Origin of the sequence: Rhizobium sp. BR 362 (genome assembly GCF_036528765.1) — a bacterium.
Taxonomy (GTDB): domain Bacteria; phylum Pseudomonadota; class Alphaproteobacteria; order Rhizobiales; family Rhizobiaceae; genus Rhizobium.
The window spans coordinates 34,509-46,138 of the sequence record NZ_JARWGH010000001.1; the positions used below are offsets into that span (position 1 = coordinate 34,509).

The 11,630-nt window shown below is 58.7% G+C and carries 12 protein-coding genes and 1 pseudogene; 9 read left to right on the forward strand and 4 right to left on the reverse strand.

The window, feature by feature from the left end; translation table 11 throughout:
• The first annotated feature begins 30 nt into the window (after nt 1-30).
• From QDY28_RS00170 to map, 5 genes and pseudogenes are all read left to right on the forward strand, one after another.
• Nucleotides 31-445 (forward strand): annotated as a pseudogene (locus QDY28_RS00170) (DoxX family protein).
• A 73-nt stretch (nt 446-518) separates the two neighbouring features.
• Nucleotides 519-770, forward strand: coding sequence for a type II toxin-antitoxin system prevent-host-death family antitoxin (locus QDY28_RS00175; protein WP_331379662.1), 252 nt, complete (start codon nt 519-521; stop codon nt 768-770).
• Nucleotides 770-1,189 carry a type II toxin-antitoxin system VapC family toxin gene (locus QDY28_RS00180; protein WP_331379664.1) on the forward strand — a complete coding sequence of 140 codons (420 nt, stop codon included), beginning with the start codon at nt 770-772 and terminating at the stop codon, nt 1,187-1,189. The genes QDY28_RS00175 and QDY28_RS00180 overlap by 1 nt, the downstream gene beginning before the upstream one ends.
• 96 nt (nt 1,190-1,285) lie before the next feature.
• Nucleotides 1,286-2,347 (forward strand): LLM class flavin-dependent oxidoreductase, encoded by a 1,062-nt coding sequence (locus QDY28_RS00185; protein WP_331379666.1) that lies wholly within the window; start codon nt 1,286-1,288, stop codon nt 2,345-2,347.
• 40 nt (nt 2,348-2,387) lie between these two features.
• Entirely contained in the window at nt 2,388-3,140 is a 753-nt protein-coding gene (gene map, locus QDY28_RS00190) for a type I methionyl aminopeptidase (protein WP_331379667.1), read from the forward strand.
• A 4-nt stretch (nt 3,141-3,144) separates the two neighbouring features.
• Here map and QDY28_RS00195 read toward each other — a convergent pair whose 3' ends face one another.
• Nucleotides 3,145-3,717, reverse strand: coding sequence for a PadR family transcriptional regulator (locus tag QDY28_RS00195; protein ID WP_331379668.1), 573 nt, complete (start codon nt 3,715-3,717; stop codon nt 3,145-3,147).
• 421 nt (nt 3,718-4,138) lie between these two features.
• Between QDY28_RS00195 and sbmA the strand changes: the two genes are divergently transcribed.
• Complete coding sequence (gene sbmA / locus QDY28_RS00200; RefSeq protein ID WP_331379669.1) at nt 4,139-5,404, forward strand: peptide antibiotic transporter SbmA; 1,266 nt, start codon at nt 4,139-4,141, stop codon at nt 5,402-5,404.
• Nucleotides 5,405-5,574: 170 nt separating this feature from the next.
• Here the strand turns inward: sbmA and QDY28_RS00205 are convergent, their stop codons facing one another.
• Nucleotides 5,575-6,555, reverse strand: coding sequence for a polysaccharide deacetylase (locus QDY28_RS00205; protein WP_331380052.1), 981 nt, complete (start codon nt 6,553-6,555; stop codon nt 5,575-5,577).
• Between the two features lie 199 nt (nt 6,556-6,754).
• Between QDY28_RS00205 and QDY28_RS00210 the strand changes: the two genes are divergently transcribed.
• The 3 genes from QDY28_RS00210 to der all read left to right on the forward strand — a co-directional run bounded on the left by QDY28_RS00210 (nt 6,755) and on the right by der (nt 9,563).
• Nucleotides 6,755-7,336 (forward strand): NnrU family protein, encoded by a 582-nt coding sequence (locus QDY28_RS00210; RefSeq protein WP_331379671.1) that lies wholly within the window; start codon nt 6,755-6,757, stop codon nt 7,334-7,336.
• Nucleotides 7,337-7,436: 100 nt separating this feature from the next.
• On the forward strand, nt 7,437-8,120 hold the full coding sequence (locus tag QDY28_RS00215; RefSeq protein WP_331379672.1) for a tetratricopeptide repeat protein: 684 nt from the start codon (nt 7,437-7,439) through the stop codon (nt 8,118-8,120).
• A 15-nt stretch (nt 8,121-8,135) separates the two neighbouring features.
• Nucleotides 8,136-9,563 carry a ribosome biogenesis GTPase Der gene (gene der / locus QDY28_RS00220; RefSeq protein ID WP_331379673.1) on the forward strand — a complete coding sequence of 476 codons (1,428 nt, stop codon included), beginning with the start codon at nt 8,136-8,138 and terminating at the stop codon, nt 9,561-9,563.
• 24 nt (nt 9,564-9,587) lie between these two features.
• Here the strand turns inward: der and QDY28_RS00225 are convergent, their stop codons facing one another.
• Nucleotides 9,588-10,028, reverse strand: a complete 441-nt coding sequence (locus tag QDY28_RS00225) for a MarR family winged helix-turn-helix transcriptional regulator (protein WP_331379674.1) — start codon at nt 10,026-10,028, stop codon at nt 9,588-9,590.
• A 496-nt stretch (nt 10,029-10,524) separates the two neighbouring features.
• Nucleotides 10,525-11,619: a glycosyltransferase family 4 protein gene (locus QDY28_RS00230; RefSeq protein ID WP_331379675.1), complete on the reverse strand. Its 1,095-nt coding sequence runs from the start codon at nt 11,617-11,619 to the stop codon at nt 10,525-10,527.
• Nucleotides 11,620-11,630: the final 11 nt, after the last annotated feature.

Genomic DNA, 11,630 nt, shown 5'->3' on the forward strand with positions numbered 1-11,630 from the left:
ATTCCTGATTCAATTCCGGGGGATACAGCAATGTTCTATGTGACAGAATCACCATCCAGTTCGCGGGTGCAGCGTGTGGCCGGCACGATCCTTAGCGGCCTCATCGTCGCCTTTCTGGTTTTCGACGGCGTCATCAAGCTCATTCCTTTGCCGGTGGTCACCGAAACTATGGCGGTGCTCGGCTATTCGGCCGATCCGGCTTTGGCGCGGCTGCTCGGTGCCGTCACGCTTCTTTGCGCTGTCCTCTATGCGGTTCCGAGGACGTCCGTTCTCGGGGCAATCCTCCTTACCGGCCTGCTCGGTGGGGCAATGGCAACGCATCTCAGGGCCGGCCAGCCCGGTGTTCACGCATCTGCTGTTCGGTTTTTATCTCGGCGTCATCGCATGGGGCGGACTTTATCTTCGCTATGAAGCGGTTCGGAAAGTGATTCCGTTCATGCGTTGAAGCTGTTGATTTTGGATTCGAATTGCTTATTTTTCTTGATGTAGTAACTTCTCTACATAATGGGGTTCGCGCAATGACGGTCATGAGCAGTCGAGAGTTCAATCAGGATACGAGCGGCGCGAAACGCGCTGCTTCAGAAGGCCCGGTTTTTATCACGGACCGCGGCAAACCTTCGCATGTTCTGCTCAGCATGGATGAGTATCTGAAATTGGTGAACAAAGGCAGCAATATCGTCGAAGCATTGGCGATGCCTGGTGGCGAGGATGTCGATTTCGAACCTCCCGCAATGACGAACTTCAGCTTGAAACCTGCTGACTTTTCCTGATGTACCTGCTCGATACCAACATTGTTTCCGATGTTCGCCGCGCACGTTCGGGAAAGGCCAACCAGGGCGTACTGGATTGGATAGCACCTATCCCCGAGCAACTTCTTTTCATATCGGCAATTACGCTTTTCGAAATTGAGCTCGGCATTTTGCAGGTCGATCGGCGTGACAAAGTCCAAGGAACGGCGCTGCGAAATTGGATGGAGCAAGGTGTAAAAGTCGCGTTTCAGGGGCGCATTGTTGCGATCAACGAACAGATCGCATTGCGCTGCGCTCACTACAATGTGCCCGATCCGCGGGAGCTGCGCGACGCTTTCATTGGTGCGACAGCGTGGGAAAGAGGTTTTATTCTTGTAACGCGCAATACGCGCCATTTTCAGGGAATGGATATAGAGCTGCTAAATCCCTGGAGCGCCTAATATCAACATTCTCGAACAAACCGTTCGACAATTCATATTTGCGGTAGCAGCCTCGTCTTCCTATTTCGTCCATCAACAACGGATGGATTTTTTATCATGGAACTTGGCCTCTATACCTTCGCTGACGTTAATCCCGATCCCGCTCTCAACAAGGGTGCGGAGGCGGCGCGTCGCCTGAAGAATTTGATCGAGGAGATCGAGTTGGCCGATCAGGTTGGTCTCGATGTCTTCGGGCTCGGAGAGCATCACCGGCCGGATTATGCAGCATCCGCTCCGGCCGTCGCGCTTGCGGCGGCTGCGGCAAAGACGAAGAACATTCGGCTCAGCAGCGCTGTCACGGTACTGAGCTCGGACGATCCGGTGCGCGTATTCCAGCAGTTCGCGACGCTCGACCTTATTTCCAATGGCCGCGCCGAGATCATGGCGGGCCGAGGCTCGTTCATCGAATCCTTTCCGCTCTTTGGCTATAATCTCGAAGGTTACGACAAGCTCTTCGAGGAAAAGCTCGATCTGCTGTTAGCGATCCGTGAGAGCGAGCAGGTGAATTGGACGGGCGAGCTTCGCGCACCAATTCATGGGCGAGGGGTCTATCCGCGACCGTTGCAGGATTCATTACCGATCTGGATCGCAGTCGGCGGCACGCCGCAGTCGGTCGCGCGCGCCGGTGCTCTTGGCCTGCCGATGGCGCTCGCCATCATCGGCGGCGAGCCGCGCCGGTTTGTGCCGCTCATCGATCTCTATCGCGAGGCTGCTCGCCGGGCCGGACAGGATGCAGCCAAGCTGAAGACCAGCATCAATGTTCACGGTTTCGTTGCCGATACCACAAAGGCCGCCGCCGATCAGTTCTATGGGCCTCAGGCCGAGGTGATGAACCGCATCGGCCGCGAGCGCGGGTGGGGACCGACGAACCGGGCTCATTTCGATCAATCGCGCGGACCTCACGGCGCGCTCTTCGTCGGCGATCCCGAAGTGGTGGCGGAGAAGATCGTCGCTCATCACAAGCTGTTCAAGAACGACCGCTTCCTGCTGCAGATGGCGATCGGCACGATGCCGCATGAGCAGATCATGCGCGGCATCGAGCTTTATGGCACGAAAGTCGCGCCGCTTGTCAGAAAGGCATTGACTGAAGAAAGCGAAGAGGCGAAAGCGACGGCTTGAGTGCCCGCCTCAACAGACGCACGCCAGCCGGAAGCCGTGGATGATCATCTCGAACGACGACGAACTGACCAAGCTGAAAGAGATCGGCCGCATCTGCGCCAACGCCATACAGGCGATGGCGGCGGCACTGGAGCCGGGCATCACCACGCTGGAACTCGACAATATTGGCCGCAAGGTGCTGGACGATGCCGGCGCCCGCTCGGCCCCGGAACTTGTTTACAAATTCCCCGGCGCCACCTGCATCAGCGTCAACGAGGAAGTGGCGCACGGCATTCCCGGTCCGCGGGTGATCCAGGCCGGCGATCTCGTCAATCTCGATGTGTCCGCCGAGAAAGATGGTTTCTTCTCCGATACCGGTTCGTCGTTTGCCGTGCCGCCCGTCAAGCCGAAGATCGAGCGTCTTTGCCGCGACGGCAAGCGGGCGCTTTGGGTCGGATTGAACCAGGTGCGCAGCGGCGCGCCATTTTCGAAGATTGGCCACGCCGTCGGCGCTTTCGCCCAGAAGAACCGCTATACGCTGATCGCCAACCTAGCGAGCCACGGCATCGGCCGTTCGCTGCATGAAGAACCGGCGGAAGTGTCTACCTGGGCCGATCCCGACGAGACGCGCATCATGCAGGACGGTCTTGTCTTCACCGTCGAGCCGTTTCTGTCGCTCGGCGGTAGCTGGGCGGAGGGCGGCGATGATGCGTGGACGCTCTATGCCGATCCCCGCGCGCCCACGGTTCAGTTCGAGCATACCGTCGTCGCCACCCGCAATGGTCCGATGATCCTGACCTTGGCGGACAACTAAGCGATTAATCTTCCGCCTTCGTCTCGCCGCGAATGATATCGGCGGCGGCGCGTTCGAGAATGGCGGCAATGCGCGCGCCTTCAGCCTTACTCCACGGATATTTCGAGCGCAGCGCCGAGCGCAGAAGCTGGCGGGCGAGGTGAACATCGCCGGCATCGCGGCCGAACGGGCTGTCGCGGCCTTCATCGTCGCCGGCATCCTCGCCGCCAAAGACGCGCCTGACATGCGCCATCTTCTCGCCGATGGCGCTGAGCTTGGTCAGCGTCGCCTCCACTAGCGCCTGGTTTTCCTCGACCCGCTTCTGACCGCTTTCGGTGATGCGGTATAGTTTCTTCGTGCCGCTCGCCTCGACTTCGGCCAAGCCCGTTTCTTCGAGGTAGGTCAGGGCGGGGTAGATGACGCCCGGGCTCGGCACATAGAAGCCGCCGGAGCGCTCTTCCAGGGTCTTGATCAGTTCATAGCCATGGCGTGGCTGCTCGGAAAGCAGGGCGAGAATGATGAGCTGCAGATCGGCGGCATCGAATTTCCGGCCAGTGCGAAAACCGCCGCCGAACATCCCGCCTTTGAAGCCTCTCATGAAGTCTCTCCTGTGCCTCCCGTGTGATTCACGGCTTTCGCGATGTCGTAGGATATACTCCTCGATGGTGTCAAAGCTATCGCCGCACATGCGATCTCTACAGCCTCTCATAATAAATCTCCTTTGATGATGAGGGTTTATATCGTTCGTCATGTCGTAAGATATATATCGTAAGATAGAATTCTGCAAGGGGACATAGGATTTTTGCTGCGAAGGGATTGCCGGATCTCCGAGCGGCGACAGGTTGGCCTTCCTGAAACGGGAAACTGCGGCTGAACAATCGCATCACGATCATGGGATAAGCGATTACATCTATGTAAGAATAAGCCGAGGCCGGTTGCCGCCTCTACCGAACTGCCTTAGGTTCGCCGCGAATAAACGTCATTGCGGTCGCTGACCCAATCAAGAAAGCTTGCCTCCCGTGTTTCACTCTTTCTTCCCCCAGCCAAAGCTGTTCTTCACCTCGATGGTGGTCTGGACGATTATCTGCATAGCGGCCTGGTACGCGTATCTCTCCAATTTGGGGACACAACTCGGTTTCGTCATGCCGTCGGAAGGGCAGGAGCCCTACGATCTCAGCTATTTTCTGCTGTGGGGGAATCTCTGGTTCTATGGGTTTTTCTTTCTGTGTACCGCGATCTTCTGTGGAGCATGGCACATCAGAGCCTGGAATCATCCCTGGAAGCTCTGGTCGATCTGGGGCTCGGCACTGATCATTCTGGTCACCTATTTCGGCGTCCAGGTATCTGTCGTCGTCAATAACTTCCGCCGTCCCTTCGGTGACCTCCTGCAGGCTGCGCTCACGAAACAGCCTGGGGTGACGGTCGAGAGTTTCTACACGTTGATGATAATCTTCGCGCAAATCGCCTTCCTCAGCATGTTCGTCTCAATCCTGACGGACTTCTACACCAGCCACTATATTTTCCGCTGGCGTACGGCGATGAACAACTTCTACATGTCGAAATGGGAGAAGCTGCGTCATATCGAAGGCGCCTCGCAGCGCGTGCAGGAAGATACGATGCGCTTTTCCAGCACGCTGGAAGGATTAGGGATCAGCCTGATCAACTCGGTGATGACGCTGATCGTGTTCCTGCCGATTCTGCTTGCGCTTTCAAGCTATGTCACGGAACTGCCGATCATCGGCAAGATTTCCCATTCGCTCTTTTGGCTGGCGCTCTTCTGGTCGGCTTTCGGCACGGTGCTGCTGGCGGTTGCCGGTATCAAACTACCCGGCCTCAATTTTAAGAACCAGCGCGTGGAAGCGGCTTACCGCAAGGAGCTCGTCTACGGCGAAGATCATGCTGAGCGTGCGCAGCCCGCGACCGTCAGCGAGCTCTTCGCAAATGTGAGGCGGAACTATTTCCGCATCTATTTCCACTACGTTTATTTCAACGTTGCCCGCTATTTCTATCTGCAAGCCGACTCGATGTTCGTCTTGTTCATGCTCGTCCCGACTTTTGTCGCCGGCACGATCACCTACGGCATCTATCAGCAGATCGCGACCGCCTTCGGCCAGGTCAGCAATTCCTTCCAATACCTCGTCAATTCCTGGACGACGATCATCGAGCTCTTGTCGATCCACAAGCGCCTCAAGGCCTTCGAAGCGGCGATCGATGACGAGCCGCTGCCGAAGATCGATCAGCACTACCTGGAACGAGATCCTTCCGTCGTCCATGCCGACGGCTGATGAAACAAGCAAAGGCCCCGGAAACGGGGCCTTTTTCAATGACGACAATGGCAGTGAAGTTGGGAGCGTCAGGCTTGAAGGCTAACCGCCGACCCTTCGCTTTGGCTTAGGGCATCCGTCGCTGCAATCGACCCACCGGCTCGGCTGCTCGGGCTTCGCCCGACCGCTCCTTACCCCTGCTGCAGCTTGCCGCGCGCTGCGATCAATGGGATCGCCTGGGAGTAGCTGACGCAGGCGACGCCGTCCTTGTGGCAGACGTCGCTGACGAAGCGGTCCAGAGCCCGCCAATAGGCGCCGTCGTTCATTTCGACGAAATGGAAGCCGAGCTGCAGCGGGATGCGGTCGCCGTTATATTGTTTGGCGAAGGCGGCTTCGAACGCATCGAAGGTGCGGTCCTCGAAGGGCTTGGAATCCGCCTTGTCTTCGACGCCCTTGGAATGGTGGATATAGAAATTATAGTCCATGCCGATCACCGGATGGTGGTCGGGACCCTCGGGGATCAGCGGCAGGCCGAAGCGGTAGATGCCGTCGACCACCTGCGGCAACGTCGGACCCTTGGTCACCAGGCTGGCGTCATACTGGAAACCCATGGCTTTTTCGGCCGGCGCCAAACCGTCGCTGGTGGAAAGATAGGGCGCGCGAAAGCCTTTGATGTCCTTCGTTGCAAATTCCTGCCAGCCCGCCGGCTCCTTATCCGCCTCGCCGACGTTCTTCCAGGCATCGCGCAGTGCCATGCGCGCGCTCATGAATTCCTGCTGCCAGTCTGCCGATGTCCACGACTTGCCGTCGAAATGACCGCAGGCATGGCTTGAAATGTCATGCCCTTCCAGATGCGCGCCCCAGATATTGGCGATGCGCGTACGTACGTCGTCGTCGCTCTTGGCGAAGCCGACGTTCGATTTGCCCGCTTTCTGTCCCGGAGCCTGATAGACCTTGGCCTGACCATGATTCATCAGGAAGGTACAGGAGAGAAAGTAGGTGAAATGCGCGCCATTGCGTGAGGCGATTTCGCGGCTCTTCGTCCACAACGCATTGTCATGTGCGCCGTCGAAAGAGATCATCACCAATTGCTTCGGCTTTTCTTGAGCCTCAGCGATCGCCGGCAGGGCAAAGGAAAGGGCGAGGGAGGCGAAAGAGACAAAACGAAACATGGGCACCGTGAAAATTGTAGAGGTGGGCTTATCCGTAACCCGTTTCACGCTTTTTTGCTTCGCGTACCTGCGGTTAGTGGGGCATGCCCGGCTTTCCCGTCTCCGTGCCTTTCAAATGCGGCAAAGCTACGGTCCCGCTGGCAATTTTTCGCCATAGCCGATACTGGTGTCTTCATAAGACACGAACGGGATTTCACTCATGTCACTGCTTATCCTTGGCATCATTCTTTTTCTCGGCATTCATCTGATCCGCGTCGTGATACCCGGTTTCCGCCGCTCTATGATCGCAAGCCTCGGCGAGGGCGGCTGGAAGATCGGCTATTCGATCGCCAGCATCGTCACGCTGATTCTGTTGATCTACGGCTTTGGGCAAGCGCGCGATTCGACCCCGATCTGGTCTCCGCCGTTCTGGATGAGCCACATCACCATCCTGCTGATGCTTTTTGCGCTGATCTGTCTCGTCGCCTCGCTGCTGCCGGCAGGGCATATCGCCGTCAGGACGAAGCATCCCATGGTGCTGTCGGTGAAGATCTGGGCGTTCGCGCATCTGCTTTCCAACGGCGATGGCGCCGCCATGCTGCTGTTTGCCGCGTTCCTCGCCTGGGGCGTGATCGTGCGGATATCGCTGAAGCGGCGCGAACGCGCGGGAGAGATTTCTCCGCGGCCTTTCGTTTCGGCGAAATACGATCTTTATGCCATCATCATCGGTATCGTGGTCTGGGGACTGATCATTTGGAAGCTGCACGAGTGGATTATCGGGGTTTCGCCGCTCGTTATGTGACGATTTCTGCCATTCCCCCTTACAACGGCCGCAAAATGGAGTAGAAGGCCCCACTACCCATAAGCTCTTTGCAATATTTTGGCCTGGGCCGGAGACGAGAATGGCATTCAACGACGATAGCTTCATCCGCGAGGTGAACGAGGAACTGCGTTCGGACCAGTTGCGGTTCGTATGGCGCCGTTTTGGCAGGCTTATCATCGGCGCCGCCGTGCTTATCGTTCTCGGTACCGCCGCCTATAGCGGTTATCGCTACTGGTCGGGTCGTCAGGCCGGCAGCAGCGGCGATCAGTTCATCGCCGCGCTGACGTTGGCTGACCAGAATAAGACGGACGATGCGCTGGCTGCGCTGGCCACCATCGAGAAGAGCGGCAGCGGTTCCTATCCTCTGCTGGCGCGCATGCGCGCCGCCACGCTGCAGGCGCAGAAGGGCGATACGGCTGGCGCGATTGCCGCCTTCTCGGCCATCGGCAAGGAGTCTGGCGTTCCGACCGTTATCCGCGATGCGGCTCGCCTGCGCGCCGCTTATCTGCTGGTCGATACGGGCACGTACGACCAGGTTGCCGCCGAGGCCCAGGAATTGGCCGTGCCTGCCAACGCCTTCCGGCATTCCGCACGTGATGCGCTGGGTCTTGCCGCCTACAAGGCTGGCGATTTCGCCAAGGCGCGTCAATGGTTCCAGGCGATCGTCGACGATCCCCAGAGCCCGCGCAATGTCGGCAACCGCGCCCAGATGCTGCTCGACCTCATCACCGCATCCGGCAAGGCACCGGTTGCGAAAGGCTGAGGGGTAAATCACTAAATGAGTTTCACGGTTGCGATCGTCGGTCGCCCGAATGTCGGTAAGTCCACACTTTTCAACCGTCTGGTTGGCAAGAAACTGGCGCTCGTCGACGATACGCCGGGTGTGACGCGCGACCGCCGTCCTGGCGACGCGCGCCTGGTTGATCTTCGTTTTCGCATTGTCGATACCGCTGGTCTCGAAGAAGCCGGCGAGGAGACGCTGGAAGGCCGCATGCGCGCCCAGACGGAGGCGGCGATCGACGAAGCCGATTTGACGCTGTTCGTCGTCGACGCCAAGATGGGCCTGACCCATGTCGACAAGACGCTTGCCGAAATGTTGCGCAAGCGCGGACGTCCGGTAGTGCTTGTCGCCAACAAGTCGGAAGCGCGAGGCTCCGATAGCGGCTTCTACGATGCTTTCACGCTCGGTCTCGGCGAGCCTTGCCCGATCTCGGCCGAACATGGCCAGGGCATGATGGATCTGCGCGACGCCATCGTCGAGGCGCTCGGCCACGAGCGCGCGTTTCCGGAGACGGACGATGAAGCGGAGACGAATGTCAGCATTCCGCGCCCTGCCGTCGGCGAAGACGGTGAAGAGATCGACGAGGAGCCCGCCTATGACGAGACGCGGCCGCTGCGCGTCGCCATCGTCGGCCGTCCGAATGCCGGCAAGTCGACGCTGATCAATCGTTTCCTCGGTGAAGACCGGCTGCTGACCGGTCCGGAAGCCGGGATTACCCGCGACTCCATTTCGGTCGATTGGACCTGGCGTGGCCGCACCGTGAAAATGTTCGATACTGCCGGCATGCGCCGCAAAGCCAGGGTGACCGAAAAGCTCGAAAAGCTCTCCGTCGCCGATGCGCTGCGCGCCATTCGTTTCGCGGAAACAGTGGTCATCGTTTTCGATGCGACCATTCCTTTCGAAAAGCAGGATTTGCAGATCGTCGATCTCGTCGTCCGCGAGGGCCGGGCCGCCGTGCTTGCCTTCAACAAGTGGGACATGATCGAGGATCGTCAGGCGGTGCTTGCGGACCTGCGCGAAAAGACCGATCGGCTGCTGCCTCAGGCACGCGGCATTCGCGCCGTCCCGATTGCCGGTCAGACGGGCGAGGGGCTGGACCGGCTGATGCAAGCGGTCGTCGATACCGACAAGGTCTGGAACAAGCGCGTATCCACCGCCAAGCTCAATCGCTGGCTGGAGACGCAGCAGGTTCAGCATCCGCCACCGGCAGTTTCCGGCCGGCGCATCAAGCTGAAATACATGACTCAGGTGAAGGCGCGTCCGCCGGCTTTCATGATCTCCTGCACGCGCTCGGATGCACTGCCGGAATCCTATGTGCGCTATCTGATCAACGGCCTGCGGGAAGATTTCGCCATGCCGGGCGTGCCGATCCGCATCCATTTCCGCTCATCGGAGAACCCCTACGAGACCAAAAAGAAGCGATGACGGCCTGAAGGATCAGGTGCGGAATCAGGCCGTGTTCTTGCTCAGCGCTTCGCGCAGTCTGATGACTTCCGCTTTCAAGCGCGTCAGCTCGCTCACCGTGGTATCCGATGCATCAAGGATGCAGGCGGGAATTCCCGCGGCTTTCTTCTTCAACGCTACGCCTTCGCTCGTCAGGCGGATCAGCACCTGACGCTCGTCTTCCTTGCTGCGGGTGCGCTGAATGAAGCCGGCAGCTTCCAGGCGCTTCAGCAGCGGCGTCAGCGTACTTGATTCCAGAAAAAGCTTTTCGCCAATCCCGCCGACGGTCTGGCCATCCTCCTCCCACAACGTCACCATGACGAGATATTGCGGATAGGTGAGGTTCAACTCATCGAGCATGGGCTTGTAGAGCCGGTTCATGGCATGGTTCGCCGAATAGAGGGCGAAGCATATGAAGGTATCCAGTTTCAGCGGGTCGTCTTTCATTTTCAGCACTCCGTAAGCGACTCTACTTAAATCGTGCGATAAATAATCGTATACATAAAAATGCATGAGAGCTATGCATTTTCTTAATTTCACCGACAGCGAGTCGTGCGCAATGCAAGGCTGCCTTAAAGAACCGGTTCCGCGGCCGGATACTCAGGGCGCAAATGCGCCAAACCGAGCTAGTTTGGGGAATGTCCACCAATACCGGTGCTGCTGCCAGGTCTGTGGCGGGACATGCCATGATTTGATGTCGACGTCTGCCGCTGGCCACGCCCAAGGACCTGACGGCTGAACATCACTATGCGTGTCAGTGAACGCGGTGGACCGGCCAACTGTTCCTACTTGCCATCTCGGGCAACACAACATCGCCGCTGCAATGGCCGGAGCCGGCCGCAGCACGGTTCTCTTTACTTGTCGGGTAAAGGATCGAGGAGAATATTGAACTCACGCGCGCCCTCTATGGCACGCTGCAGCGGCCGTCGATGCACGCGCGTGATCAACCGTTTCGCGCCAACATCCGGCCACGATGGTTGGCGACGCGGACGTTACCGATGAATTGCGTCGTGGCAGCTTCCCAGGAATAGTTGAGCGCCAGAGCGCGCGCTGCCTCGCGGGACGAAGAGAGTGCAGCAAGGCAGGCTTTCGCCAAATCTTCGTCTACGACGCCGGCCGCTTCGTTGCCACCGAGGATATCGGCGGGGCCGGTAACGGGATAGGCGGCAACGGGAACGCCGCTCGCCAGCGCCTCCAAAATGGCGTTGCCGAATGTATCGGTCTTCGAGGGAAAGACGAAAACATCGGCCTGTGAATAGGCATGCGCCAGCGCTTCGCCAAACTTCGAGCCGAGAAAGTGCACCTTTGGATAAAGCTTCTGCAACTCGGCGCGGGCCGGTCCGTCGCCGACGACGACCTTCGAACCGGGCAGGTCCAGATCTAGGAAGGCCGGCAGGTTCTTTTCGAGCGCCACCCGGCCGACGGTCATGAAAATCGGGCGGGGAAGGCCGAAAGGGTTGTCTTCCAGCGGTTGCGGGCGGAAAAGCGTCGAGTCGATGCCGCGGCTCCAAGGCAGCAGATTGTGAATGCCCTTTTGCTTGAGCTCATTGGCAAGGCTCGGTGTCGCCACCATGCAGCCCGAACCGGCATTGTGAAACCATTTGACGAAGGCGTAGAGCCAGCTTTGCGGGATCGGCAGCCTGGCCGCGACATATTCGGGGAAGCGCGTGTGATAGCTCGTCGAAAACGGCATGCCGTTTTTCACGCACCAGCGTCTTGCCGTCAGCCCGAGCGGGCCTTCCGTCGCAATATGCACGTAGGTCGGCCGGACTGCTTCGATCCGCGCCGCGACTTTGCGGTAGCTTGCGATCGACAGGCGGATTTCCGGGTAGGTCGGGCAGGGGACGTTGCGAAAACCTTCCGGCGTGATCATCGCGACATCGACGCCGATGCGCGCCAGTTCGCGATTGGTGTTTTCGATGGAGCGGACGACGCCGTTCACCTGGGGGTGCCAGGCATCGCTTACGATGAGCAGGCGCTCCGGCGTTGCCGCTTCAGCCCATGCTCTGTGATCAATGTCCGACAAGCGCTGCAACATATCCAAAAACG